Genomic DNA, 25,975 nt, shown 5'->3' with positions numbered 1-25,975 from the left:
ACAGGAGACGATATAAAGTGATTATTGAAAAAATTGAATTGATCCCTGCATCGAAATATTTGTTTGTCAAAGTAACCACAGACTCCGGTATTGAGGGGATTGGTGAAATGGGAGCATGGGGTTACCTGGATGCCTGCGCTGGCGCGCTGGAAAAACTGAAAGATTATTTGATCGGTAAAGACCCGCGGCAGATAGAACATCACTGGAACTATATGTACCGCAGTATGTATTTCAGAGGTTCTGTGATTCTCAGTGCAATTTCTGCGGTGGATATCGCCTTGTGGGATATTTTAGGTAAATCTCTGGGCGTCCCGGTTTATCAGCTACTGGGCGGAAAAACCCGGAATAAGGTCAGAACTTACGCACCTGTGTTTGAATCGGATCCGGAAAAAATGGCACAGGGCTGTCTTGCATTGAAAGCGCAGGGTTTTACTGCGGCGCGCCTGATGATTTGCGGCACCATGCGGACAAATCAGATGACACGGGAAGAAGATATATTCAACGTGAAAATTTCTGATTATGTCAATCGCGTTCGCGTCTGTCGTGAAGCGGTGGGTGAAGATTTCGATCTGTGTCTGGAAGTGCACCGCAGTATGACACCGGCACAGGCGGTTGCCTTTGCCCGTGGTGTTGAACCGTACCGTCCGCTGTTTTTAGAAGATCCGGTAGCGCCGGATAGTCTTGAAAGTATGGTCGATGTCTCTCGCAGAATTTCCATTCCGGTTGCAACCGGTGAAAGAGCAGTGAGTCTTCAGGAAATGGAGTCTATCTGCCAGCAAAAAGCGGCTAATTTTGTTCGTCCTGATGTGTGCGTCGTCGGCGGTATCTCTGCTGCGAAGAAAATTGCTGCGATTGCTGAAGCGAACTACATTCAGATAGCACCACACAATCCGCTTGGTCCGGTTTCTACGGCAGCTTGTTTGCAGCTGGATGCCTGCATTCCGAACTTCCTGATTCAGGAATTTCCTTCGTATTATCATGCCGGTGCCGAAGATGGCATGGTTAAAACACCATTAAAAGTTGAAGAAGGCTATATTTATATTCCGGATGCGCCGGGGATTGGTATTGAACTGGTTGATGATATTACGGAAAAATATCCACCTGCACAGCGGAGCTTATCTGTGATGAGTGCCTTTGATGGTTCGGTTCATGACCGGTAACTCCTGAATCTGTTAATGGCTGAATCTCAGCTTTTGAAGGCTCTGTAACCGGTTGGTCGCAGAGCCTTTATTATTTTTACCGGGATATTGTCTTTCACAAAGCAAATGTTGTGGGACTTTGATAGCATACGCAAATTATCTGTGATCGTCAGAGACAAGCAAACATGGCTAAAAGTCTGAACTATATTATTGAAGTTGCGGAACTTGGAAATTTAAACAAAGCTGCCGCAGCACTGGAAATCACATCTTCTGCACTGAGCAAATATATCATTTCAAAAGAGAAAGAATTAGGTGTTGACCTGTTTGAAAGGGTCGGAAAGAAGTTTGTGCTTACTTATGCCGGACAGCGTTATGTTCAGTGGGCAAAGAAAATTTCACAAATGCAGAATAAAATGGATGAGGAGCTGAAAAGTATTGCAGCGTGTCGCAGTGGCATCATTTATTTTGGCTTTCAGCTGATGATGTCGAAAGTTGTGATTGCAGACATCATCCCTCAGTTTAAAGCACAATATCCGGGGATTGATATTGTACTTAAGGCTCACGCGACGTCTCAGATCATCAAAATGCTGGAAGAAAATCAGCTCGATTTTGCGGTCACAACAGTGAAAAACCGTTCTGATAATTTTATGTATGAACATCTGGCTTTTGCAGAAGTTGTACTTGGTGTACCTAAAGACCATCCACTGATTCAGACCGCAGTCCTGAAAGAAGGATTTCGTTATCCCTGGGTTGATATTCAGGCCTTTAAAGACGAGCACTTTGTCGCTTTATTCCAGGATCAGGAAATGAGACGCCTGACGGATATTCTGTTCGACAAAGAGAAAATATCACCAACAATGGATATTCAGGTACCGACGTCTGAGCTGGCATTGCTCAGTGTATCCAATCACTATGGTGTGACGGTGACATTAGACACTGCCATTCATGTGACCGGCTACAAAGATGAAGTGGTGCCTCTCTCCTTTGGTGAACGGCCGGAACACCATGAGCTGGTGATTATCTGGCATAAAAATCACCGCCTGCAAAACTTTTCTCAGGGATTGTTTGAAACCTGTGCGCAATATTACCGGTCATTGTTTGGTTGATTTAAATGCGGTTGAGCAGGGGTAATTTTGCAGGGACAGGCACTTGAGCTTACTTAGCCTACGGGGACAAGAGCTTACGGGGACAGGCACATTAAGCTTCAGTACATTCTTAAAAGAACGTCTTAAAAGGACAGGCGCTTAAAACGTGGAAAGTCTGACGTTTGCGCTTTGATTTACCCGACCGCGAGCTTATCAGGACAGACAGTTTCTCAGGACAGACAGTTTATTATGGCGGACAGTTTATCATTGACTGTTCTCTTTACTATTTACCGGGACAGACACTTTAATGAAAATCTTACACACCTCAGACTGGCATCTTGGGCGGGCATTATATGGCCGGAAACGTTACGAAGAATTTCAGGCTTTTCTTGACTGGTTAACAGAAACAATTGAACAGCAGCAGGTTGACGTGTTGATTGTCGCCGGAGATATCTTTGATACCAGCACACCGAATAACCGAGCTCAAACCCTTTATTACCAGTTCCTGTGCAAAGTTGCGGCATCTGATTGTCACCATGTCGTGGTCGTTGCTGGAAATCATGATTCTCCATCGTTTCTGAATGCTCCAAAAGCTTTGCTGGAAGTACTGAATGTGCATGTCGTTGGTGCGGTGAGCGATGACCCGGCAGATGAAGTCATCGTCCTGAAGGATGAGCAGAACAGCCCGATGCTGATTGTATGTGCGGTTCCTTATCTGCGGGATCGCGATATCCGTACCGTGGAAGCCGGGGAGACCATTGAAGACAAAGAGCAGAAATTACTTTCCGGGATTCGGCAGCATTATGCTGATGTTGCCACAGTAGCACAGCAGCAAAGAATAGCACTGAAGGCTGAAATTCCGGTGATTGGGACCGGTCATCTGTTCGCAGCCGGAGGTCAGACAGCCGACGGTGATGGTGTGCGGGAATTGTATGTTGGTTCTCTGGCACACATCAGTGCATCGGTATTTCCTGATGTGTTTGACTATGTAGCACTCGGCCATCTGCATGTACCGCAACTGGTCGGCGGACACGCTCATATTCGTTATTCAGGTTCTCCGCTGCCTATGGGGTTTGGTGAAGCACGGCAGCAGAAAGTCGTTTGTCTGATTGAGATGAATGCCGGAAAAGTTCAAATCGATACGGTGTCTGTCCCCGTTTTTCAGAAGCTGGAACAACTCAAAGGTGATTTGCCTTTCATTACCGCCCGGATTGAAACACTAAAGGAACATCAGGAAGATGTCTGGCTGGAAATCTCTTATACGGGAAGTGAAGTGATTCCGGACTTGAACACGAAGCTGAACCAAATGACCGAAGAGAGCGGCCTCAATATTCTCAGGGTAAAAAATCCCCGTATTCGTGAGCAGATACTGGGACAGACACAGGTAAAGGAAACGCTGGATGACCTCAATACCAAAGAGGTGTTTGAGCGTTGTCTGACAGCGCATGATGTGCCAGTGGAACAACAGCAGGAACTGATGACTGCTTATCAGGAAATTCTGTCCTCTTTGGATGAGGATGACCTTCAGGCTGAGTAGTGACAGCAAGGACAATAAACGATTACCGTAACAATATAACCGGGACAGGCATGAGAATTCTTCAGTTACGCTTTAAAAATTTAAATTCACTCGCCGGAGAGTGGTTGATTGACTTTACCCATCCCGCTTTTACTGCTGATGGTCTGTTTGCGATTACCGGCCCGACCGGTGCCGGGAAAACGACGATTCTTGACGCCATTTGTCTGGCACTTTACGGCCGGACGCCCAGACTCAGCCGGGTGACGAAAGGGATGAATGAGATCATGTCCCGCCAGTGTGGCGAATGTTTTGCTGAAGTTACGTTTGAAACACAGTCCGGGCAGTATCGCTGTCACTGGAGTCAGCACCGGGCAAGAAAGAAGTCCGACGGAGATTTGCAGGCTCCCAAACATGAGATCGCCGATGCGAAAAGTAATATTTTGCTGGAATCAAAACTCAAGTTAGTTGCGGAGCAGATCGAAAAACTGACCGGCATGGACTTTGACCGTTTTACCCGTTCCATGTTACTGGCTCAGGGCGGGTTTGCTGCATTCCTTCAGGCTGCTCCTGATGAACGGGCACCGATTTTGGAACAGATCACCGGAACCGGTATTTACAGCCAGATTTCCGTGCGGGTTCACGAATACCGGACAGAACAGCACAAAAGGCTGGAACAGCTTCAGTCCGGGCTGGCTGGTATGCCGATACTCTCATCTGATGCAGAGATGCAATTAACGAATGATCTGAAAGAAAAAACAGAACAGGACGAATCGTGCGGAAAACAGAAGCAGCAAAAGCTGCTGGCGATACAGTGGTTAGAAGGACAGGCACTGCTGCGCCAGGAATTACAGCAACTCGAAACTGAACAAGGACAGTTACAACAGGAAACAGAAGCCTTTCTCCCGCAGCAGAAAAAACTGGATACAGCGCTGCGGGCGATCGAACTGTCGGCGCCCTATACAGAGCTCAAAACAAAGCGTCTGTCCCTGCAAGCCAGCCATGAACAACTGAACGCCCGCCATGCACAACTACCGGACTGCACCACTGCCATGCAGCAGGCCGGGAAAGCCCTTGCAACAGCGGAAGAGCGTTATGTCGCCGCAAGGGCGGAACAGCAGTCACAACAAAAAGTGCTTCGATCAGTGCGTGAACTGGATGTTCAAATCACTACGAAATCAGTGCCGGTCGAAGAGTTACGTCAGGCACTGAAAGCACATCGTCAAACCATTGCTGAACTTCAGAAAAATCAGCAGCGGGACACAACTTTACTGCAACAAAAAAAAGCAGAAGCAGAGGCGCTGAGCTTTCAGTTGGATACGGGCAGAGCGGATGAAAAGCTGACCACAGAGCTGACCGGGTTACGCAGCCGTTTCCGGCAAATACATGGCCTGACGGAACAAGTTCACACCAAACACCAGGCGGTTGAACAAACCACTTCAACATTAACCATGCATGAACAACAGTGGTTACAGGCATGTGAACAGCAGGAATACGCCGGGAAAAAACGGCAGCAGGATGAACAGCTCGTGGCTGAGAAGCAAACAGCGCTGAATGCCTGCCTCGGGGAGAAAACGCTGTCTGAGTGGCGTCATTATCATACGGATCTGATTCAGGCTTTGAGCGATAGCGAATCTGCAATCAAAGCTGCTGAAACTTTATCTCAGGCAGAACAGAATCTTGCGGCGCAGGCACAGCGTGATGCGTTGTTGGTGCAGCAAATCTCCGGGACAGAAGCTGCACTGAAAACCAGCCAGACGCATCAAGAACAACTGGAGAAAGAGACGGGTTATCTGGAGACACAACTCACCCTGATTCGCCGGATTGAAGATTTGGAGCAGGCCCGGCAACAACTGCGTGACGGAGAGCCCTGTCCGTTGTGTGGCTCCGAAACACATCCTTATGCACAGGGAAATACTCCCATTGCCGATGAAACGCAGCAGCAACTTGAACAGCTCAGACTGGAGTTGGCTGACGTCCGCAAAAACGTGTCCGATCAGTTGATTCTGCTGGCCGGCATTAACAAGGAACGGGAACAACTCTCTGTCAGAGAAACAGAATATAAGGCCGTGATTCAGGAGAGCCGGCAGCAGCTGACCCGGTATTGCAGGGAACTTTGCATTGAAGCCGCTCCGGAGGAACATTTGTCGCACCAGCTTGAGCAACACCTGCAAATGGTTCAGCAGCAACTGGCGTCTGTCCGGTTAACACTGTCACAGGCAGAGGAAGCTGAACTGGCGCTGATGAATTTACGGCAACTGCTTGAAACGGCAAAAAATACAGAGCTGAATCTGACTCAGGCAGTGCAGGCGTTGTACCTGAAGAAAACGGTACTGGCAGAGGAACAGAAACGCCTGAAGCAGGAAGCTGAAACGTTACAGGAGCAACAGCAACAAGAGCTGACCCGGTTACAAAGTGAGCTTGAGGTTTTTGGCATCACTCAGGTGACGCCGGAAAAACTGCCTGCCATTGATACAGCATTGACAGACCGAAGCCGGCAATGGCATGAGCGACACCAGCGACATACCGCTCTTTTGCAGGACATCGCGGGTCTTGAAATCGGGCTTCAGCATCATGGTGAGCAAATCCGTGATGCTGAAGCCGGACTGTCCGTACAAAAAGACAAGCTGACCGGGATGGAAAGCGTTTTGACAGCATTGTGCCGGCAACGCGTTGAGTTGTTTGGAGATAAAGATGCAGATGCAGAGGAAATGCGACTTCATCAGGTGACAGATACCGCAGAAAAGTTGCTTGAAGAAAAACGTCAGTCGTCTTCACTGGCAGGACAGGCACTTAACCAGCTACAGCAGAAGATCAGCGATCTGAAACGTACGCAGGAGACTCAGCAAACAGAGCTGGAGAACATGCAGCAGGAATTTATCACACAACTCAGTCACTGGCAGTTTGATAATGAGGCAGATTACTTGTCTGCCTGCCTGTCCGGGGAAGAGCGTCAGGCGCTTAAACAAAAATCGCAGGCACTGGCAGAGCAGCAAACCCGTTTGAAAACGCTGTTGCATGAGAAAGGACAGCTGCTGGTGAGCGAAGAGAAGAAACAGTTAACGGATGAACCGCTGGAAACACTCAAAGAAACCGAGGCATTTTTAGCCGGTCAGCAACAGCAACTCCAGCAGGAAATTGGCGCAATCCGGCAGCAGTTGCAGGATAATGAAAAACTCAGGCAGCAGCAGCAAACTCAAATTACCGCCATTGAGGGGCAGCAGCGGGAATGTGACCGCTGGGAAACATTACATGAACTCATTGGTTCTGCGGATGGTAAGAAATTCCGTAACTTTGCGCAGGGACTGACGTTTGAAATGATGATCGGTCATGCCAATCTGCAATTACAGAAAATGACCGATCGTTACCTGCTGATTCATGACCCGCTGCGTCCGCTGGAACTGAGTGTTATTGACAATTATCAGGCTGGTGAAGTGCGGTCAGCGAAGAACCTGTCTGGTGGTGAAAGCTTTATTGTCAGTCTGGCACTGGCATTAGGGTTGTCCGGTATGGCCAGTCATAACGTCCGGGTCGATTCACTGTTTCTTGATGAAGGGTTCGGTACACTCGATGAAGATGCGCTGGATATCGCACTTGAAACGCTGGCAGGTTTACAGCAGGAAGGAAAACTAATCGGGGTTATTTCTCATATTGCAGCACTGCAAGACAGAATATCGACCCGGATTATTGTGTCTCCGGGAAACGGCGGGACAAGTACTATCTCCGGCGCCGGATGCAGCCATCAGGCATAAGACCCGGTGGATTTACGGTGTAAATCGGAGCGTATCCGGTTGCTCAATGTGCACTCAGCACATTTATGATGTGATTCAGTGCGTAAAAAAGGTCATTATTTTTACAGGCCCAGAGAAACAGAATTGGAGTGATGTGTGATCTGTGCCATAAATATCCCGGGCAAGATCTTGCTCGCCGGGCAACTTTTTGCTCGCCTCTGAGCAAGATCTTGCCTGTATTATTAATCCTCTAAATTCAACTTACTGTTTTTTAAAGAAACGCATAGTTGGCACATCCATTGCTCTTTAAGTGACTGTAACGCAATGCGTTTACAATAATTTATTAATCAGATTTATATAAAAAGAGTAAGGAATTACAGAATGCCAACTCCATGTTATATCGCGATTGAAGGCGAAACTCAGGGTTCAATTACGTCAGGTGCATGTACTGCAGATTCTATCGGTGACGCATATGTTGAAGGTCACGAAGATGAGATGCTGGTTCAACGTTTCGATCACATCGTGACTGTCCCAACTGATCCTCAGTCTGGTCAGCCAGCTGGTCAACGTGTTCACAAACCATTCAAGTTCACTGTGAACCTGAACAAAGCAGTTCCTCTGCTATATAACGCATTAACTTCTGGTGAAAAACTGCCTTCAGTGACTCTGAAATGGTACCGTACTTCTATCGAAGGTAAGCAAGAAAACTTCTTCACGACAACACTGGAAAACGCAACAATCGTTGATATCGATTGTGCAATGCCACACTGTCAAAACCCAGCTGATTCTGACTACACTCAGAACGTTACGGTTTCTCTGACTTACCGTAAAATCACCTGGGATCACAACAACTGTGGTACTTCTGGTGCTGATGACTGGCGTAAGCCAATCGAAGCTTAATCAGCTTCTTCTTTCATCGCCTGCCTCTGCGGGCGATGATTTCTTTATCTGAAGCAATCCTTCAGATTCAGTCATCTGATTTGTGTTCAGCAACAATTCTTTATTTCCCTATTTCCAGACTAATCTCCGGTGTTCAACAAGCAAAAAATTGAACTCACACGGTATTCAACTAACACGGTATTCAATTAACAACGCAGGCGTACAACATGAGAACTTTAAACTTTCGTCTGACCGTCGATGGTGTAAACGACGACACATTGGTGGTGCGGCAGTATCAGGGACATGAGTCCGTTTCAGATTCCACAGATGCACAGGGACAGCCGGTTTTCGGTTATCGTTATCAGATTGAACTTGCCAGCCGGAACAGTGGGTTGACTGCAAAACAGATGGTTGACAGCAAAGCGCTGCTCGAAGTGATTCGCAGCGGGGAAGTGGTGCAAAAAGTCCACGGTATTATCCGCAATTTTTCCAAAGGCGATACCGGCCACCACCACACCTTTTATTCTCTGACTTTAGTCCCTTCTCTTGAACGTTTATCCCTTCGCCAGAACAGCAGAATCTTCCAGCAAAAAGATGTGAAGACAATTTTGTCAACATTGCTGGATGAGATGGGAATCAACGATTATGCATTTTCCGTTAAGCGGACGCTTTCTGAGCGTGAATTCTGCGTGCAGTACCGGGAAACCGATCTGGCGTTTTTCCACCGGATGGCCGCCGAAGAAGGGTTGATGTATACCTTCACTCATGAAGACAGCAAACACACGCTGGTGGTGACAGATAATCCGGAAGGGTTCCCGAAACTGGGCGACAAGATTCCGTATAACGCGTTATCGGGTGGTGCATCAGAAGAGCCATTCATTTCTTCGCTGAATGAGACCAAACAGTCAGAAGTCAGCTCCATTGAGTTGCGTGATTACAGCTTCAAAAAACCGTCTTACAATTTCTCTCAGAAGCTGGATGGCAAAGAGCTGGATTATCAGAAACAAACCTATGAGCATTTTGATTATCCGGGTCGCTATAAAGATGACGGGAATGGCAAAGCATTTACCCAAATCCGTCTGGATTATTTAAGAAGAGCTGCCCATACCGTTACTGGTCAAAGTGATGAAGCAAAAATTCAGGGCGGTAAACGGTTTGATTTGAAAGATCACAAAGCGGACCCGGCCATGAACCGGTGCTGGCTGGTGGTTGAAGCCAGTCATACCGGCACACAGCCTCAGTCACTGGAAGAAGGTGGCAGCAATGGAGCAACCACGTATTCAAACAGTTTTCTTCTGATCCCCGGTGATAAAGTCTGGCAGGCGCATCCACAACCGAAGCCGCTGGTCGATGGCCCTTGCATTGCTACGGTTGTCGGTCCGTCCGGCGAAGAAATCTATTGTGATGAACATGGCCGGGTTAAGCTCCATTTCCCGTGGGATCGGGAAAGCAGCCAGAACGAGAAAAGCTCCTGTTGGGTGCGTGTGTCTCAGGGCTGGGCGGGAAGTCAGTACGGATTTATCGCGATTCCGAGAATCGGCCACGAAGTGATTGTTTCCTTCCTCAACGGGGATCCGGACCAGCCGATTGTCACCGGCCGGACTTATCACGCAACTAATGTTTCACCATATTTGTTACCGAACCATAAAACCCGGACCGTGTTTAAAACGCAGACGCATCAGGGCGAAGGGTCGAATGAAATCCGCTTTGAAGATCAATCCAGCATTGAGCAGATTTATATTCATGCGCAGAAAGATCAGGATATCGTTACGGAAAACATCCGCCGGGAGTCGGTTGGCGTAGACAGCCACCACCGTATTGGCCGCCACTGGTATCAGATGATCACCGAGAATGTGAATCGTATGGTGGGTAAAAACGTGGTGGAAGAGTTCGGGCAGGATCACCATGTGAAAGTTGGCCGGAACGTGGTTCAGCGAATTATCGGTAAGCTGAGCCGGTTTATTTCCGGCGGGATTATCACCAAAGTTGAAGGCAGTGTCGTTACACAAATTACCGCCGCAGAAGAGAAAGAAATCGGTGCAAACCAGCGGATTTCCGTCAGCAATGAAAGTTATGTCAAAGCTAAAAATATTGTGCTGGAAGCCGGAACCGAACTGACGATCAAAGGACCGGGTGGTTTTGTTAAAATTGACAGCGGCGGTGTGACGATTTCCGGCTCGAAAGTGAAAATCAACGAAGGTGGTTCTCCGGGTAAAGGGACTGCGCCGAAGATGGTCAAACCGGATGAAACGGATAAGCCGCAGGAGCCTGAGGCTCCCGACACGAGGATGTAGCCGTTATGCCAAAAGCAGGAAGATTAGGAGACAGTTGCTCCGGGCATGGCTGTTTCCCTGCAACACCGATTGTGGCAGGCAGTCCGGACGTTTCAATTAACGGCAAGCCGGCAGCACGTAAGGGAGACACGGTGCTGCTGCATGCGTGTCCCTGCCCTCAGGTGCCACACGGGGTTCACGGGCGCGCCATCAATGCCGGTTCATCGAATGTGTCTATCAACGGTAAACCCGCAGCACGGGTCGGCGATGCCATCAACTGCGGCGGCTCAGTCGCCGCTGGTTCAGGCGATGTATTTATCGGCGATACGCCTTATAAAGGTGAGACATTTGATTGCGGCAAAGACAGCGCACAGGAAAAAGCCACTTATCTGAAAATCACCCCGCTTGCAGAAGCGGCCGATGCGGTCTGGACGTGTCCGCCGTTTATTCCGGAAGCGCTGACGAAGAAGGCGAAGGGGGAGGCGCCTGGGGTTGACTTAGAGAGCTCTGGAGCTTTGTCTTCAGCACCTGAGTATGTAAAAAAAGTTGCGAAATTTAATAATCAATCGGTTGAGCAGGTTCAAAGTTTTTATGAGGGGATGAAAGAGATAGGTGTTGACTACGAACCTCTTATTGAAAATGCAGTTAAGACTCATGGTCTGAGTTCGGATGAAGCGCATGCTGTATTTGGATATACAACCAAGCTTTTCTACCGGGATTTAAATGCAACCCTTGATAATGGTGGTAGCCCGGAAGCGAATGAATTAGCAGAATTAGTTAAGTCTGGAATGAATAAAATGCCAGATGCACCCTCAACCCAATTTCGGGGTATTCGACTGAACAGTTCTGAGGATGAATCCAAATTTGATTCAAAATATAAGCTTGGTAATAGCGTAAAATCAAGTTTTTGGTCCACTGCACCAAACGAAGAGGATGCATATGGAGGTGCAAGAAATTTAGTGATTCATACTGATAGTGCAAAGGATATCTCAGATTTAGCTTTTGGTGTACATTTTCATGATAAAGTGGGCAAACCATCTTATTCTTGCGAAAATGTTATTCCTCCGGGTAATAACTTTACGGTTGTAAACACAGATTCTAATGGAACGATTGAATTGGTAGAAATGTAATGATTTTAATGAAATATATTGATTTACCGGCAAATCTAAAATCACAAATTGTTGAAGATAAGTTCTTGTTGGCATACCAACTTATTGATTCTGAAAATATTATTATCTGGGTGATTAATGATCATGTAGAAAGACGGGATGAACTTGAGTTTTTACCATCAGAAAATCGTTTTTTATCATTAAATGAAAGAAAAAAACGATTACTGGATTCTGAAGAATTTAGCCTGTCAGATATGGCGGTTAAAGTCATTGTAAAATATGACTTTGAACCTGATACAAATGTTTTGTATGAATGTTTTAATATGATTTCTGAAAATTCTGGTTTAAAAATAGCTGAAGAATCAAGAGCTTTCTATAGTGCATATAAGCCAGACTCAAAAAAACTTATTGTCCAGAAGCTGGAAAAGTTAAATTTTCCTGTTAAATACCAAACTTTTAGTGTGGATGAAAAAATAAACTACTGGGTTGAAAAAATGTACCGTTTCAGGCATCAGGTCGGTGAATCAGGGTGTGAAGAAGATGATGCTTTTGATGCCAATTTGGTTGAAAATATGAAGAAAATCGACCCTGATATCTTAGATATTTTGCCTGATTGTTTGGAAAAGCTGGCGCAGATTGAACAAGTTAACCATCTAAAACTGACAGAAGCATTTGAAAAAAGAACAGGGTATAAATTAGGTTAAACAAAACGATGTTAACAGAAATAGCAGTTGCGGATGCATACGGTGCCGGGTTTGAATTTTCCTCCAGGGATAAAATAAATCAGCATAATGATTTTTCTCATTATCTGTCTCATGAGCTGTATGGCATATCTGCCAAATATACCGATGATACTCAAATGTCTGTTGCGATTGCTGAGTTGATTGTGGAAGCACCTCACTGGACCAAGGCTCTTATTGCAGACAAATTTGTAGCATGTTTTAAACGGGATCCACGACTGGGTTATGCCAAAGGGTTCCATAGCTTTCTTACCGGGATACACAGCGGTCAGGAATTTTTAGAAAAAATCATCAATACCAGCAACAGAAATGGCGCAGCTATGCGTTCTGTACCTCTGAGTGTTATCAAAGACACAGGTGAGTTAATCTCTAAAGCCAGCATGCAGGCTTCCATCACTCATAACACTGATATTGCAATACAATCAGCTTGTGCTGTTGCATTAGCTGGTCATTTCGGAATTCACCAGCACGGTAAAGTTTCAGATCTGAAATGTTTTCTGGAAAACTATGGGGTCTCTGACTGGGATTTTAACTGGTGTACTGAGGTCAGTGTAAAAGCTTATGATACGGTGAGTGCCGCATTTAGCTGTCTGATTTCTAATGATAACCTGTCAGATCTGATTATTCAGTGTGTTTCTCTGGGAGGAGATACTGATAGTGTTGCTTCTATTGCGGCCGGACTTGCAACATGTTTTGAAGAATATGATCAATCACTACCTGTCAATATGATCAATGCTTTGGATGAATCTTCTTATGGTGTTCATTACCTTCAGGCGTTAGATAATAAACTATATTCTGTTTATTGAAATGGTAAAAATTAAAGAACCATTGCATACAGTGCTGGTCAAGTATTGTGATGTAGAATGTTACGACCCACAGTTCATCAGAGAATCTATTATAAGTGGCAGAGGTTTTCCATATGATGCCGAACTTGTCAAAAATCAGTTACGTGAAGTGATTGATAATCAATCAATGTCTCCCGATGAATACGAGCAACTAACTAAAGAAGATTTTGATTCACAAGAAGATCTATTTGCATGGCTGGAAGAATTATTGGCTGAATTTCCATAGATAGAAACATGAATTTTTTATGATGCACTACTGTTTGGTGATGAAATAACTAAAGATGAGTATATTAATGGGAAAGAAGAATAGCTTGGATCTAGCCATCCAAATTGCGACCCAAGCGCATAGTGGTCAAATTGACAAGGCTGGGCAGCCTTATGTTTTGCATCCTCTTCGTGTGATGTTTCAGTTCGACAGTGAAAAAGAGAGAATTGTAGCTGTATTACATGACGTGATTGAGGATTCCGACATGAGTCTCAGTGAAATAAAATGCTGCGGCTTTTCAGATGAGATCACAGAGGCCTTAGATTGTTTGTCCAGAAAACAGGCTGAAAGCTATGATGATTTTATTGATAGAATCTTAACAAACAAACTGGCATGTATTATAAAGATTGAAGATATAAAAGATAATCTTAATGTTACAAGATTAAATAAACTTCAGGAAAAAGATCTGAAACGGATATATAAGTACCATCAGGCACTTGGCAGATTAAATAATCAATTTCAAAAATAATTTTTATTCTATTATGTAACATCAGGTCGAGATATATTTATATGAGATTGATTATGGCGGTCACTTGATTGCCTTGTCTCAAGGCTGGATAAATCTCACTGAACCCTGCATCTTCAGGTTGTTTGGGTATAGTTACTTATTTTCTTAAAGATCCTGCATCAAAATCTCCACCTTCAGGTGTGACGTGGCATCACCATCAGGATACCGGAAGAATGCAACTTGTCGATCATAAAGAGCATGAAGCATTTGTTCCTCATACCTGTGGAATGTCTATATGGGGTGGTGGTTATAAGAAGAAAAAGAAAACTAAATAATCTGATAAATTAATAGGTAGAAATATGAGTATTGTATGGGAAGAATATATTGATCCATCGGTTGGCGATGCAACACAACAAGATTTGTTATACCTGGAATCAGCTTTAAAAGTATCTTTACCAGAAGATTATAAAAACCTGATATTAGACCATCAAGGTAAAATGCCAACCCCAGAGACAATTGAATCTGGCAAATTAGCATCATCAGTTTTTGGCCCTCTATTTCATGTGATGAAAGATGCTACTGAAGCGCAGGAACTATATAGTGTGATTAAAAAGTGGGAAAAATGGTCTGACGTATACGAAAATATCATACCTATTGCTGGTACTGGTGGTAGTGGATGCTTTTTTGCTTATGATTACAGAAATTGTACAGAAAACCCTCCTGTTGTTTTTGTTGATGTAGAAGAAGATCCTGATGATGAAGATGCTATTCTGTTTGTAACTGATAGTTTATCTGAACTGATTGATTCTCTTAGTTAAAATAAGAAAATTATTTTGATTAAAATCTAATTTTATTCATAGTAAAGAAATAGTGAAGCGCCCAATAGTTGGATATCAATTATTGGGTTTTTTATGTTTTAAAATACTTATCAAAGTGAAAAAAATCTTGCTTTATTTGCCTGGTTGGGACCCTGTGTGTCAACCTGCTATTGAACCACCCGCTTTTGAGATAACATACAAATCAGGGTGAAAAAGGAGTTCATGATGCCAAAGAACACAACGGTTGAGCCGCAGGTCAATCCCTCTCCGGAGCTGGAAAAGAAAACCCGCCGTATCTTTACGACCGAATACAAGCTTTCCATTATACAACAGGCCGATGCCTGTAAACATGGCGAGGTTGGTGCCTTACTCCGGCGGGAAAAGCTTTACTCAAATCAGCTTTCACAATGGCGGAAAGAATTCGCTGAGAACGGCATCAAAGGGCTCGAAAAATCAGCCCCCGGTCCTGCGTCAGCAAAAACTCCCGAGCAAAAACGCATTGAGCTCTTAGAGAAAGAGAACGCCCGTCTTCGTCATCAGATTGAGGTAAAAGACGGTTGTCTCTCGCTCCAAAAAAAAGCCTTGGCGTTGATAGAAGCGATGGAACAAGAGAACAAATCATGACGCTGGCGCAACATCCCTTACCTGCATTTGTCTCCCAAAGGCTCGCCTGCCAGGTGCTTAACGTCAACCGCAATACATTAAGACGTTATATCCGGGGTGTTCAGTTTTGTGGCCCTTTGCCCCGGATTCACCGCTCCCGGAAACACGCGCGCCAGCCCAGAGCATTAAGCGATACAGAAAGAGAAACAGTGAAATCGGTGATGCTCAGTGAAACTTATTGTAACCAACCGCCGGTGCAGATTTATTATGACCTGTTGCAGCAAGGGCAATATCTGTGCTCAGTCAGCACCATGCACCGGCTCTTACGTGAAGATAATCTTCATGGTGAACGCCGGGCACAGCGGCCAGCGCAGTCTCACATGGTTCCCCGTCTGGTGGCTCAACATCCCAATCAGGTCTGGACCTGGGATATCACCAAATTACCCACTCAAAAGCGGGGAGAATATTTATCACTTTATGTCGTGATGGATTTATTTAGCCGTTACATTGTTGCCTGGATGCTATCGCGCAAGGAAAACAGTGCGTTAGCATCCCAGCTAATGGAAGAAGCAATCACCCGTTATGACCTTGAATCAAGCGGTTTAACCCTTCATCAGGACAGAGGCGCGCCGATGACTGCCCATTGTTATCTGGATTTGCTGTCTGAGCTTGCAGTCACCGCCAGCCACAGTCGTCCGCGGGTCAGTAATGACAACCCATTTAGTGAATCACAATTTAAAACACTCAAATATCAACCAGATTATCCCCGTCGTTTTGAAGATTATGGGCATGCGAATCGTTGGTGTCAGGACTATGTAACATGGTACAACACCTGTCATTATCACAGCCAGTTAGGTGGCTTTACACCGGAGCATGTTTTTACAGGAAGATATACAGAGGAGGCAGTGACACGTCAGGCGGGTCTTGATGCCGCTTATGCTGCACACCCGGAGCGTTTTGCTAAAGGTGCCCCCAAAGTCGCGATGCCAGCCAAAGAAGTGAGTATTAATCCGGTACCGGAAGATGCTGATAGTGAAGTGATAGAAAAAGGTGTGAATTTCCCAACCTTATCCAGCGTCACGAGAAATGCAATTTAATTATTTTCCGGGTGGTGCAAAACAGGTTGACACGTTCCGGGGATTTAGGGGGAATCCGAAGGTCAAAAGCAGGAAGATTAGGAGACAGTTGCTCCGGGCATGGCTGTTTCCCTGCAACACCGATTGTGGCAGGCAGTCCGGACGTTTCAATTAACGGCAAGCCGGCAGCACGTAAGGGAGACACGGTGCTGCTGCATGCGTGTCCCTGCCCTCAGGTGCCACACGGGGTTCACGGGCGCGCCATCAATGCCGGTTCATCGAATGTGTCTATCAACGGTAAACCCGCAGCACGGGTCGGCGATGCCATCAACTGCGGCGGCTCAGTCGCCGCTGGTTCAGGCGATGTATTTATCGGCGATACGCCTTATAAAGGTGAGACATTTGATTGCGGTAAAAGGAAAAAGCCACTTATCTGAAAATCACCCCGCTTGCAGAAGCGGCCGATGCGGAACGTGTCAACCTGTTTTGCACCACCCGGAAAATAATTAAATTGCATTTCTCGTGACGCTGGATAAGGTTGGGAAATTCACACCTTTTTCTATCACTTCACTATCAGCATCTTCCGGTACCGGATTAATACTCACTTCTTTGGCTGGCATCGCGACTTTGGGGGCACCTTTAGCAAAACGCTCCGGGTGTGCAGCATAAGCGGCATCAAGACCCGCCTGACGTGTCACTGCCTCCTCTGTATATCTTCCTGTAAAAACATGCTCCGGTGTAAAGCCACCTAACTGGCTGTGATAATGACAGGTGTTGTACCATGTTACATAGTCCTGACACCAACGATTCGCATGCCCATAATCTTCAAAACGACGGGGATAATCTGGTTGATATTTGAGTGTTTTAAATTGTGATTCACTAAATGGGTTGTCATTACTGACCCGCGGACGACTGTGGCTGGCGGTGACTGCAAGCTCAGACAGCAAATCCAGATAACAATGGGCAGTCATCGGCGCGCCTCTGTCCTGATGAAGGGTTAAACCGCTTGATTCAAGGTCATAACGGGTGATTGCTTCTTCCATTAGCTGGGATGCTAACGCACTGTTTTCCTTGCGCGATAGCATCCAGGCAACAATGTAACGGCTAAATAAATCCATCACGACATAAAGTGATAAATATTCTCCCCGCTTTTGAGTGGGTAATTTGGTGATATCCCAGGTCCAGACCTGATTGGGATGTTGAGCCACCAGACGGGGAACCATGTGAGACTGCGCTGGCCGCTGTGCCCGGCGTTCACCATGAAGATTATCTTCACGTAAGAGCCGGTGCATGGTGCTGACTGAGCACAGATATTGCCCTTGCTGCAACAGGTCATAATAAATCTGCACCGGCGGTTGGTTACAATAAGTTTCACTGAGCATCACCGATTTCACTGTTTCTCTTTCTGTATCGCTTAATGCTCTGGGCTGGCGCGCGTGTTTCCGGGAGCGGTGAATCCGGGGCAAAGGGCCACAAAACTGAACACCCCGGATATAACGTCTTAATGTATTGCGGTTGACGTTAAGCACCTGGCAGGCGAGCCTTTGGGAGACAAATGCAGGTAAGGGATGTTGCGCCAGCGTCATGATTTGTTCTCTTGTTCCATCGCTTCTATCAACGCCAAGGCTTTTTTTTGGAGCGAGAGACAACCGTCTTTTACCTCAATCTGATGACGAAGACGGGCGTTCTCTTTCTCTAAGAGCTCAATGCGTTTTTGCTCGGGAGTTTTTGCTGACGCAGGACCGGGGGCTGATTTTTCGAGCCCTTTGATGCCGTTCTCAGCGAATTCTTTCCGCCATTGTGAAAGCTGATTTGAGTAAAGCTTTTCCCGCCGGAGTAAGGCACCAACCTCGCCATGTTTACAGGCATCGGCCTGTTGTATAATGGAAAGCTTGTATTCGGTCGTAAAGATACGGCGGGTTTTCTTTTCCAGCTCCGGAGAGGGATTGACCTGCGGCTCAACCGTTGTGTTCTTTGGCATCATGAACTCCTTTTTCACCCTGATTTGTATGTTATCTCAAAAGCGGGTGGTTCAATAGCAGGTTGACACACAGGGGATGCGGTCTGGACGTGTCCGCCGTTTATTCCGGAAGCGCTGACGAAGAAGGCTAAGGGGGAGGATCCTGGGGTTGAGGTTGGAAATGAGAAAAATAGTACACAGAAGCAATCAGATAAGTCAGCTAAAGTAAGCAACAGACAAGATAAGTATACCGATAAAAAAGCAGAGTTACGAAAGAAGCATGGTGTTGTTGAAGAAAACTTGAAAGTTGAGGCTATATTAGAACACAATGGGCAAATTTTCTATGATGTCAATCAGACAGCAAGAAATAAAAAAATAATATAGAGAAAAAGCTGCCTATATATAATGAAAAAAGAGCATTAGCAGGTAAACCAAATAATACTACATCAAGTGCACATGCTGAAATTGGTGCACTATTTCAGTCATATGAATCGAACAATCGTGGGGGGAAGGCAATATTGACTATTTATGGACAAGATGCCTGTAGTTTTTGTCAATCAGATTTGAAGAAAATGGCTTTGAAACTTGAATTAGATAGTTTAGAAGTTCACCAACCAACAGGAATAGTTTCATTTAATGAGCCGAAGGATTTTAAGCCAACTAAAAAAGGAGGTCTGAGATGGCCCAAATAACTTCATATATTTCTTGTATTTACTATAGACAAACGAATGAGGAAGTAAAGAAATGTATAGATAAGCCTTCTTGGGATGAAGTTACTAAATTGATTCAATTAATCGACATGGGTGAAATAGAGTTTTTGTCTCTGAATGGGCCCGAAGAAGAATTTACACATATGGATGTGATTGCTAAGCCTGGTCATTATCACATGTCAATTTTTGTAGATGAAGATGAAGAATACATATTTAAAAATGATGAAGTTAACGATTTTAAAATAGATATAGCTGGAAACTACTGGCCTGATTATCAAGTTGCAAAAGACATAAATATATTACTCTCTGTTATAGAAATATTTTTTAAAGACGGAAGTCCATCATCATCTTACGAATGGATATATTATTCTGAAGAAGATTGATTATTTTTTATAACCAATAAATTTGGTGTTGTTGGCTGTGATCTGAACATTTCTCCTTTAATGGCGCCTAATATGGTAATTGTATACCCGTGATCACTGAAGATGCTGATGTGACACTTGCAGACGGGGTAGATCATAATACAAAATGTGAGGAGGCTTTTTTTGCACTGTATCACATCATGCAGCGTAGTGAAGATGGAATAAAGCTCGCTTTATGTTGACACCTGAAGGTGAGATTGAAATTGACTTTAAACGGGATGAGAATTACATCTGGCTTTGTAATGTTGATTCTGATAGTCAGGAATATGAGGATTTGGATATTCAGGTGATTAATCAGATTAAATCATGGGAAAGATTACCAGAGGATTTTTCTCGTTATTGGCATGAAGTTTAATAATTTTTTAACATTAAAGGCCGGAAATCTGGCTTTTTTAAGTAGTATTAAAATGTTAAATGGTGATTTATTATTTTAATCATACTACTGCAACGCCATCATTTAGCTGATTTTGATAAACATAGAGGGAATAAAATTATTTCCTATTACTTAAAAATCTCTGCAGAAGACTCTGATTGTAATATATATATTTAGGTCGCAATGGATTTTATCTGATTATTCTGGTTTGGTAATTAAAAGTTATTATTGATTATATAACATGAGCAGAGGAATTTATGATACCCATTGACTCAAAAGAATATCGCTTATTATACACCGATGAATTTGGTGATGATGTTGGGCTTGATGAAGTGCAGTTACTTGACCCTCCTCTTGAGGATAGAGTTCCAGAACTATTAGGTTTGCTTGATTCTTCTGATACATTCGTTTCATATCAGGCAATGCTTGTATTGAGTGCCTGGGGAAATGAATCTGGTGTTAAATTTCTTGATTCTTTAGTTGATGAAGAAAAGATTCATGAATCTGGGTTTGAGTCACATAGAATAACAGATGAAGATAATGTTTATGATGAGTTAGCCTATGCCATATATTTATACAGCTTGTCTGATGGGGATGAGGATAAAATCATTACTATATTGAAAAAGCTGTTATCTATTTATCCAAAATATTTTTTTGAGTCTAAGCTGAAATATGTTTTACTGAAAACAAATTATATTGAATTGGCGGATCTAATTGAGAATGTGATTCAAAGTACATTATCTAATCAAAAGCCTTATCAGGCTAGCCAGCTTTTACCAGTATTAGCTAGATTTGATGCCAAAAAAGGGTGGTCTGCTATCCAATCTTTTATAAACCTGCCCCCGTCAATCCCGGACCCGGCAAACAATATTGCTGAGTCTTTAAAATATTGCTCCAGTCAGGATGCAGAAAAGTTATTATTGAAGTATATGTCGAGTAAGAGTCCGGGAGTTGCTGAAGAAGCTAGCCTGTCCTTGAAATATATGAAATCTTAATGTTTATTTTTTATGTAAAATTTATTCTGAAATTTCACATCGGACGTTGGTTTAAACTGACAATTAAAGGGCTGGGTGGTTTTGTTAAAATTGACAGCGGCGGTGTGACGATTTCCGGCTCGAAAGTGAAAATCAACGAAGGTGGTTCTCCGGGTAAAGGGACTGCGCCGAAGATGGTCAAACCGGATGAAACGGATAAGCCGCAGGAGCCAGAAGCCCCTGACACAAGGATGTTCCCCGTCATCCTTGACGCTGCCGCTGCGTTGTCTGCATTCACTCACCCCAATCACTTAGTGCTTCTAAGCTCATGGGGTTCGTTCATTTGTCGCCTTGCTGCAACGCCAATGATTTAGGGGAAGATAAAGGTCAAAAGCAGGAAGATTAGGAGACAGTTGCTCCGGGCATGGCTGTTTCCCTGCAACACCGATTGTGGCAGGCAGTCCGGACGTTTCAATTAACGGCAAGCCGGCAGCACGTAAGGGAGACACGGTGCTGCTGCATGCGTGTCCCTGCCCTCAGGTGCCACACGGGGTTCACGGGCGCGCCATCAATGCCGGTTCATCGAATGTGTCTATCAACGGTAAACCCGCAGCACGGGTCGGCGATGCCATCAACTGCGGCGGCTCAGTCGCCGCTGGTTCAGGCGATGTATTTATCGGCGATACGCCTTATAAAGGTGAGACATTTGATTGCGGTAAAGACAGCGCACAGGAAAAAGCCACTTATCTGAAAATCACCCCGCTTGCAGAAGCGGCCGATGCGGTCTGGACGTGTCCGCCGTTTATTCCGGAAGCGCTGACGAAGAAGGCGAAGGGGGAAGCGCCTGGGGTTGAGGTAAAATCGCAGGGTGATACTCTGGATGCTATTGGTGATGGAAGAGCTGTGGCCGGGCACAGTGGATTTTTGCAAAGTAAGCCTTTAACGAGGAAAAAACTTCAAGCATATAAAGCTGAAATGAAAACTATAGGGGTTGATGTTGTTATTGTTAAAAATGGTGATAAAACTTTACCCCAAAATGTTCGGGGAGGTTTTGATTGGGCTAAAAAAGCAATTTACCTTCGCAAAGGAGTGACTGAGTATGAAGCTTTTCACGAAGCTACTCATGCAAAGCAGTTTGTTGATATTGGTAAAGATGCTTATGTTAAGTTGGGAAGATATGCAAGAGAATCACATGGATTCAAGAATATTTTTAAAAATAGGCATAAATTCACATATGAAGAGAGAAGGCATGCATTAGAATATATGAGAGCTCTAAAAGAACAATATCAATTCGGTAGAATTAATTCGGAGAGACTTAAATTGATTAGTGAAGAAAAGGCAATTCAACTTGCAGTAGAAAAATTATATAGCGAAGGAATTGAATATATTGAAGATACTGCAAAAGCAATATATAGAAACCGTAAATTGCCTGTTGGCGCAGAAAAGAAAGGTTGGGTTATTTGAATTAGTCACAACCTAATCTGACACATCTTCTTGAAAAGTTGAGAGTTACCCGTTTTGATAAAGGTGCTGAATCTTTAATCAAACAAAAAAGAGGTAACTCTCATGCTTCATACTAACAATCCCATTATCAAACACAAAGCGGGTTTATTAAATCTGGCGGAAGAATTAGGCAATGTTTCCAAGGCATGTAAGATTATGGGCGTATCCAGGGACACGTTCTATCGCTATCAGGAGCTTGTCGAGCAAGGCGGAATTGATTCCTTAGTGAATCAGTCCCGCAGAGCACCCAATATTAAGAACCGGGTTGATGAATCTACAGAAAAGGCTGTCGTCAGTTACGCCATCGAATTTCCAGCTCATGGTCAGGCGCGTACCAGCAATGAACTCCGTAAGAAAGGAATCTTTGTTTCCGGCAGTGGTGTCCGGTCGATCTGGCTACGGAATAATCTGGAGAATTTCAAAAAACGGTTGGCCGCTTTAGAAGCCAAAGTCGCCAGTGAAGGAATCATTTTAAGTGAAGAGCAGGTTGCAGCGCTGGAGAAAAAGAAACAGGATGATGAAGTGTGTGGTGAAATCGAGACGCATCATCCCGGCTACCTGGGGTCACAGGACACATTCTACGTCGGTAATCTCAAGGGTGTTGGCCGGATTTACCAGCAGACCTTTGTCGATACTCACAGCAAAGTGGCTTTCGCAAAACTTTATACCACAAAAACACCGATCACATCGGCTGATTTACTCAACGATCGTGTCTTACCGTTCTTTGAAGCCCATCAGCTTCCGCTGCTGAGGATTTTGACGGACAGAGGCACAGAGTACTGTGGCAAAGTGGAGCAGCACGATTATCAGCTGTATCTGGCTATCAATGATATCGACCATACAAAAACAAAAGCCAGACATCCTCAGACAAACGGTATCTGCGAGCGTTTCCACAAAACGATTCTCAATGAATTTTATCAGGTCACGTTCAGGAAAAAGCTCTACAGTTCATTAGAAGAGTTGCAAAAAGATCTGGACGAATGGCTGGATTATTACAACAATGTTCGAACTCATCAGGGAAAAGTCTGCTGTGGGCGGACACCGATAGAGACATTATTGGATGGAAAAAAGATTTGGGCAGAAAAGAATTTAGCTCAAATCTAATCTGACGAAAGCACCGAAAAAATGGGTAACTGTCAGATCAGGTCTGAGCTAGTACAGGTTATTAGTTGTGATCTGAATGTTTCTCCTTCAATGGAGCCTGATATGATCATTGTCTACGTTTCAGATCCAGAAGGGGATATATATATACCTCCTTTAATTTAATGATTTTAACGGAATATATTGATTTACCAGCAAATCATAAAATTAATGAAGATAAGTTCTTGTTGGCATACCAACTTACTGATTCTGAAAATATTGTTACCTGGGTGATGAACGATCATGTAGAAAGACAGGAAGAACTTGAATTTTTATCATCAGGCACTTTGTAGACTAAATGAACATGTTAAAAAATAATTTCATTCAAATATGTAACCAGGGCAAGAGACTGTTCATAATTCTGTGTCATGGTTATCTGTTATGTATCCGATCCTGATGGCCTCACTTACCTCCCGCCTGTCCTGTAACCATCCGGGCTATTCATCACTAAAATAAGGACGGTATCTGACCTGACCGGACAAATTACCACACAAATTCATGCCATGCCGGTCAGGTTGATAAAGCCGCCCGGTTCTATATTTTCATTTAAACAATCTCATCTTCAATTGTAAAAATACTCACCCGCAGGGCGTGAGCTGAAAGGCACATTTCTGCGTCAGGATAATTTGAAAGGTGGGTACATTCCTGCATTCTCTTTCCTTGAACTGTCCCTTTCGGCTGCACTCATGAATCATGCATCTTCAGGTTGCTTGGGTATATTATGGTGTGAATTACTGACAGAATAATGAACAGTCTCTGAGGGATCCCCACAAAATTATTCTCTAATCACCTGAGACTCAGTGACTTTTTCTCGTAATATGAGGATGGCTAAATGCCAGTCATCGAGAGAGAGATCTGCGTTGCCATGACGATAAAAATGAAGACCTAATGTCACATGACTAAGCACTCTCCGATCTTTGACTGTGTTGGCTTGATAGTGTCTATGAAGCCCTTGTTCTTCCATCATAATACCAAATAATATCAGTATGTTATGCGCTAGTGTTCCAATCAAAACGATCACACTCAGACGCGAGTGACTCTTTGTTCGGTGCTGTTCCATCCCCATACCAAACTGACTGGATTTATGGTCTCTGAACGCTTCTTCTATCTGCATTCTCTGATGGTAAATTTGAACAATCTGAGCGGGTGACTTTTTTGATAAATTTAATGAGGCTGCAAGGAGCCACGGCTCCCTGGCCCGACGGGCATTCTTCTTACTGTAGTTTGACTGCTTTCTTTTTCCACCAGCGGTTTTGGCGATCCGGCCTTTGGGTCGTTCTTTATATAAAACCAGCTGAAGCGGATAAGGGGATGTTCCTCCCATGAACCAGTTTTTCAGCCCACGAGCGGATGAGGTTGCACAAGGATACAGGGTTTTACAAAGCTGCATCGTCTTGCCATCCGGACTCAGGCAAATCCGTCCACGAATACGACCGACAAAGTCCCATCCTAAAGCCTGAACGCTCTTGAACCACGGACGTTTGAAGCCGGCATCAGTTACAATGATGGGGCAAGTATTTTTGGGCAAAAGGAGCTTGAGCGTTTTCAGAAAAAGGTCATGAGTCGCTGGTTTCTCTTTCGTCTCCAGTGGATGAACTTCTTCATAGAGTGTGAGTGCCCGTCCCTGAAAAGAGATGGACGCCCGGATAAGGAAAAGGGTTTTACTCAGGTTTAAGTCAGACCAGTCAACATGGATGGTTGGTCGTGAATTTTTGGAAACAATGAGTGTGCAAATTCGCTGATAAATCAAGGGGATTTGAGCCCAAAGGTGTGGATTGGAACAGAGTCGGTCAGCCCGTTTAATATTATGTTTTTGATGGGCTTTTGACTGAATCCCCCGCCCCATAGAAGTCACGGTCAAGGCGTTCCCAGACATGGCACTTTGTACGCAGGCAGTGAGTGATTGAGTACGGGTTTGATGCCCCCCTTGAGAGACAGAAGTAACAAATTGAGATATGATTTGGTCGACATTCATGGCTGTGGTCTGGTTTGTTGTGGTGACAATTAAGATCACAAAAAGCCATGAATGTTCCTGCCAACCTGATTTATTTGAACATTTTTTTAAAATTTGTGGGGATACCTCAGGAACAGTCTCTTTTTTCAGGAGATTTATCATATATTGGCTTTCTGAGTGAGTTGCTGAACAATTAATTAATGAGGAATAAGTGCTCATGAGTAGATTATTCTTTGTTTTTTTGTTGATTAAGTGTTAATAAATGTTTTTTGAATAGATGAACACCGCTTTTCAGGATGTATATCTGATATCACATGAAATAAAAAATATATAACTGGTTTGACTTGTTTGTCTGTTTTGCTGCCGGTTTTATCCTTTCTGTATCTATTTGATATGGCTGTTACTTAATTAATGT

Annotated in this window: 26 protein-coding genes and 2 pseudogenes; 25 read left to right on the top strand and 3 right to left on the bottom strand. The window is 44.4% G+C overall.

Annotation, left to right across the window (positions count from 1 at the left end; all coding sequences use genetic code 11):
* Window positions 1-17 precede the first annotated feature (17 nt).
* From OC443_RS25145 to OC443_RS25070, 17 genes and pseudogenes are all read left to right on the top strand, one after another.
* Window positions 18-1,160, top strand: coding sequence for a mandelate racemase/muconate lactonizing enzyme family protein (locus OC443_RS25145; protein WP_073586596.1), 1,143 nt, complete (start codon window positions 18-20; stop codon window positions 1,158-1,160).
* A 164-nt stretch (window positions 1,161-1,324) separates the two neighbouring features.
* Window positions 1,325-2,245, top strand: coding sequence for a LysR family transcriptional regulator (locus OC443_RS25140; RefSeq protein ID WP_073586595.1), 921 nt, complete (start codon window positions 1,325-1,327; stop codon window positions 2,243-2,245).
* Between the two features lie 286 nt (window positions 2,246-2,531).
* Window positions 2,532-3,761, top strand: a complete 1,230-nt coding sequence (locus OC443_RS25135) for an exonuclease SbcCD subunit D C-terminal domain-containing protein (protein ID WP_073586594.1) — start codon at window positions 2,532-2,534, stop codon at window positions 3,759-3,761.
* A gap of 50 nt (window positions 3,762-3,811) precedes the next feature.
* On the top strand, window positions 3,812-7,489 hold the full coding sequence (locus OC443_RS25130) for an AAA family ATPase (protein ID WP_073586593.1): 3,678 nt from the start codon (window positions 3,812-3,814) through the stop codon (window positions 7,487-7,489).
* A gap of 360 nt (window positions 7,490-7,849) precedes the next feature.
* A complete protein-coding gene (locus OC443_RS25125) occupies window positions 7,850-8,368 on the top strand; it encodes an Hcp family type VI secretion system effector (RefSeq protein WP_073586592.1) in 519 nt (172 codons plus the stop codon).
* Between the two features lie 206 nt (window positions 8,369-8,574).
* Window positions 8,575-10,641, top strand: coding sequence for a type VI secretion system tip protein TssI/VgrG (gene tssI / locus OC443_RS25120; protein ID WP_073586591.1), 2,067 nt, complete (start codon window positions 8,575-8,577; stop codon window positions 10,639-10,641).
* Between the two features lie 5 nt (window positions 10,642-10,646).
* Window positions 10,647-10,943 (top strand): annotated as a pseudogene (locus tag OC443_RS26335) (PAAR domain-containing protein); the annotation flags it as partial.
* Between the two features lie 815 nt (window positions 10,944-11,758).
* Window positions 11,759-12,433 (top strand): hypothetical protein, encoded by a 675-nt coding sequence (locus OC443_RS25110; RefSeq protein ID WP_143169472.1) that lies wholly within the window; start codon window positions 11,759-11,761, stop codon window positions 12,431-12,433.
* 8 nt (window positions 12,434-12,441) lie between these two features.
* Window positions 12,442-13,275, top strand: coding sequence for an ADP-ribosylglycohydrolase family protein (locus OC443_RS25105; protein WP_073586589.1), 834 nt, complete (start codon window positions 12,442-12,444; stop codon window positions 13,273-13,275).
* Window position 13,276: 1 nt separating this feature from the next.
* Window positions 13,277-13,540 carry a hypothetical protein gene (locus OC443_RS25100; protein WP_073586588.1) on the top strand — a complete coding sequence of 88 codons (264 nt, stop codon included), beginning with the start codon at window positions 13,277-13,279 and terminating at the stop codon, window positions 13,538-13,540.
* Between the two features lie 12 nt (window positions 13,541-13,552).
* On the top strand, window positions 13,553-13,624 hold the full coding sequence (locus OC443_RS26480; RefSeq protein WP_442478209.1) for a hypothetical protein: 72 nt from the start codon (window positions 13,553-13,555) through the stop codon (window positions 13,622-13,624).
* Complete coding sequence (locus tag OC443_RS25095; RefSeq protein ID WP_073586587.1) at window positions 13,608-14,048, top strand: GTP pyrophosphokinase; 441 nt, start codon at window positions 13,608-13,610, stop codon at window positions 14,046-14,048. The genes OC443_RS26480 and OC443_RS25095 overlap by 17 nt, the downstream gene beginning before the upstream one ends.
* A gap of 122 nt (window positions 14,049-14,170) precedes the next feature.
* Window positions 14,171-14,362 carry an HNH endonuclease gene (locus OC443_RS25090; protein WP_073586586.1) on the top strand — a complete coding sequence of 64 codons (192 nt, stop codon included), beginning with the start codon at window positions 14,171-14,173 and terminating at the stop codon, window positions 14,360-14,362.
* A gap of 24 nt (window positions 14,363-14,386) precedes the next feature.
* Window positions 14,387-14,845, top strand: a complete 459-nt coding sequence (locus OC443_RS25085; RefSeq protein ID WP_073586585.1) for an SMI1/KNR4 family protein — start codon at window positions 14,387-14,389, stop codon at window positions 14,843-14,845.
* 222 nt (window positions 14,846-15,067) lie between these two features.
* Window positions 15,068-15,469 carry a transposase gene (locus tag OC443_RS25080; protein ID WP_143169414.1) on the top strand — a complete coding sequence of 134 codons (402 nt, stop codon included), beginning with the start codon at window positions 15,068-15,070 and terminating at the stop codon, window positions 15,467-15,469.
* Entirely contained in the window at window positions 15,466-16,545 is a 1,080-nt protein-coding gene (locus OC443_RS25075) for an IS3 family transposase (RefSeq protein WP_262021643.1), read from the top strand. The genes OC443_RS25080 and OC443_RS25075 overlap by 4 nt, the downstream gene beginning before the upstream one ends.
* A 53-nt stretch (window positions 16,546-16,598) precedes the next feature.
* Window positions 16,599-16,961, top strand: a complete 363-nt coding sequence (locus OC443_RS25070) for a PAAR domain-containing protein (RefSeq protein WP_315985809.1) — start codon at window positions 16,599-16,601, stop codon at window positions 16,959-16,961.
* A gap of 69 nt (window positions 16,962-17,030) precedes the next feature.
* Here the strand turns inward: OC443_RS25070 and OC443_RS25065 are convergent, their stop codons facing one another.
* Window positions 17,031-18,110, bottom strand: coding sequence for an IS3 family transposase (locus OC443_RS25065; RefSeq protein ID WP_262021643.1), 1,080 nt, complete (start codon window positions 18,108-18,110; stop codon window positions 17,031-17,033).
* Window positions 18,107-18,508: a transposase gene (locus OC443_RS25060; RefSeq protein WP_143169414.1), complete on the bottom strand. Its 402-nt coding sequence runs from the start codon at window positions 18,506-18,508 to the stop codon at window positions 18,107-18,109. The genes OC443_RS25065 and OC443_RS25060 overlap by 4 nt, the downstream gene beginning before the upstream one ends.
* A 356-nt stretch (window positions 18,509-18,864) precedes the next feature.
* On the opposite strand from OC443_RS25060, the gene OC443_RS26475 reads away from it, so the two are divergent.
* From OC443_RS26475 to OC443_RS25030, 8 genes and pseudogenes are all read left to right on the top strand, one after another.
* A complete protein-coding gene (locus OC443_RS26475; protein WP_083601859.1) occupies window positions 18,865-19,176 on the top strand; it encodes a cytidine deaminase-like fold-containing protein in 312 nt (103 codons plus the stop codon).
* Complete coding sequence (locus OC443_RS25055) at window positions 19,164-19,577, top strand: DUF6911 family protein (RefSeq protein ID WP_073586694.1); 414 nt, start codon at window positions 19,164-19,166, stop codon at window positions 19,575-19,577. Before OC443_RS26475 ends, OC443_RS25055 begins: the two co-directional genes overlap by 13 nt.
* Before the next feature lie 214 nt (window positions 19,578-19,791).
* On the top strand, window positions 19,792-19,971 hold the full coding sequence (locus OC443_RS25050) for a hypothetical protein (RefSeq protein ID WP_073586695.1): 180 nt from the start codon (window positions 19,792-19,794) through the stop codon (window positions 19,969-19,971).
* A gap of 275 nt (window positions 19,972-20,246) precedes the next feature.
* Window positions 20,247-20,984 (top strand): hypothetical protein, encoded by a 738-nt coding sequence (locus OC443_RS25045; protein ID WP_073586696.1) that lies wholly within the window; start codon window positions 20,247-20,249, stop codon window positions 20,982-20,984.
* Window positions 20,984-21,337: a hypothetical protein gene (locus tag OC443_RS25040; RefSeq protein WP_073586697.1), complete on the top strand. Its 354-nt coding sequence runs from the start codon at window positions 20,984-20,986 to the stop codon at window positions 21,335-21,337. The genes OC443_RS25045 and OC443_RS25040 overlap by 1 nt, the downstream gene beginning before the upstream one ends.
* 16 nt (window positions 21,338-21,353) lie before the next feature.
* A pseudogene (locus OC443_RS26330) lies at window positions 21,354-21,644 on the top strand (PAAR domain-containing protein); the annotation flags it as partial.
* 222 nt (window positions 21,645-21,866) lie between these two features.
* Complete coding sequence (locus tag OC443_RS26325) at window positions 21,867-22,427, top strand: zincin-like metallopeptidase toxin domain-containing protein (RefSeq protein ID WP_315985808.1); 561 nt, start codon at window positions 21,867-21,869, stop codon at window positions 22,425-22,427.
* 102 nt (window positions 22,428-22,529) lie between these two features.
* Window positions 22,530-23,570 carry an IS481 family transposase gene (locus tag OC443_RS25030; RefSeq protein ID WP_073584295.1) on the top strand — a complete coding sequence of 347 codons (1,041 nt, stop codon included), beginning with the start codon at window positions 22,530-22,532 and terminating at the stop codon, window positions 23,568-23,570.
* An 811-nt stretch (window positions 23,571-24,381) separates the two neighbouring features.
* Here OC443_RS25030 and OC443_RS25025 read toward each other — a convergent pair.
* Entirely contained in the window at window positions 24,382-25,620 is a 1,239-nt protein-coding gene (locus tag OC443_RS25025; RefSeq protein ID WP_143169471.1) for an IS4 family transposase, read from the bottom strand.
* Window positions 25,621-25,975: the final 355 nt, after the last annotated feature.

The organism is Vibrio quintilis (genome assembly GCF_024529975.1).
GTDB lineage: Bacteria > Pseudomonadota > Gammaproteobacteria > Enterobacterales > Vibrionaceae > Vibrio > Vibrio quintilis.
This window is presented reverse-complemented; position numbering and strand designations above follow the sequence as displayed.

Excerpts from the sequence above, each read along its gene's own strand:
- OC443_RS25140 (WP_073586595.1), top strand. The coding sequence starts at position 1,325 with ATGGCTAAAAGTCTGAACTATATTATTGAAGTTGCGGAACTTGGAAAT.
- OC443_RS25135 (WP_073586594.1), top strand. The coding sequence starts at position 2,532 with ATGAAAATCTTACACACCTCAGACTGGCATCTTGGGCGGGCATTATAT.
- OC443_RS25130 (WP_073586593.1), top strand. The coding sequence starts at position 3,812 with ATGAGAATTCTTCAGTTACGCTTTAAAAATTTAAATTCACTCGCCGGA.
- OC443_RS25125 (WP_073586592.1), top strand. The coding sequence starts at position 7,850 with ATGCCAACTCCATGTTATATCGCGATTGAAGGCGAAACTCAGGGTTCA.
- tssI (WP_073586591.1), top strand. The coding sequence starts at position 8,575 with ATGAGAACTTTAAACTTTCGTCTGACCGTCGATGGTGTAAACGACGAC.
- OC443_RS25110 (WP_143169472.1), top strand. The coding sequence starts at position 11,759 with ATGAAATATATTGATTTACCGGCAAATCTAAAATCACAAATTGTTGAA.
- OC443_RS25105 (WP_073586589.1), top strand. The coding sequence starts at position 12,442 with ATGTTAACAGAAATAGCAGTTGCGGATGCATACGGTGCCGGGTTTGAA.
- OC443_RS25100 (WP_073586588.1), top strand. The coding sequence starts at position 13,277 with ATGGTAAAAATTAAAGAACCATTGCATACAGTGCTGGTCAAGTATTGT.
- OC443_RS25095 (WP_073586587.1), top strand. The coding sequence starts at position 13,608 with ATGGGAAAGAAGAATAGCTTGGATCTAGCCATCCAAATTGCGACCCAA.
- OC443_RS25085 (WP_073586585.1), top strand. The coding sequence starts at position 14,387 with ATGAGTATTGTATGGGAAGAATATATTGATCCATCGGTTGGCGATGCA.
- OC443_RS25080 (WP_143169414.1), top strand. The coding sequence starts at position 15,068 with ATGATGCCAAAGAACACAACGGTTGAGCCGCAGGTCAATCCCTCTCCG.
- OC443_RS25075 (WP_262021643.1), top strand. The coding sequence starts at position 15,466 with ATGACGCTGGCGCAACATCCCTTACCTGCATTTGTCTCCCAAAGGCTC.
- OC443_RS25065 (WP_262021643.1), bottom strand. The coding sequence starts at position 18,110 with ATGACGCTGGCGCAACATCCCTTACCTGCATTTGTCTCCCAAAGGCTC.
- OC443_RS25060 (WP_143169414.1), bottom strand. The coding sequence starts at position 18,508 with ATGATGCCAAAGAACACAACGGTTGAGCCGCAGGTCAATCCCTCTCCG.
- OC443_RS25055 (WP_073586694.1), top strand. The coding sequence starts at position 19,164 with ATGGCCCAAATAACTTCATATATTTCTTGTATTTACTATAGACAAACG.
- OC443_RS25050 (WP_073586695.1), top strand. The coding sequence starts at position 19,792 with ATGTTGACACCTGAAGGTGAGATTGAAATTGACTTTAAACGGGATGAG.
- OC443_RS25045 (WP_073586696.1), top strand. The coding sequence starts at position 20,247 with ATGATACCCATTGACTCAAAAGAATATCGCTTATTATACACCGATGAA.
- OC443_RS25040 (WP_073586697.1), top strand. The coding sequence starts at position 20,984 with ATGTTTATTTTTTATGTAAAATTTATTCTGAAATTTCACATCGGACGT.
- OC443_RS25030 (WP_073584295.1), top strand. The coding sequence starts at position 22,530 with ATGCTTCATACTAACAATCCCATTATCAAACACAAAGCGGGTTTATTA.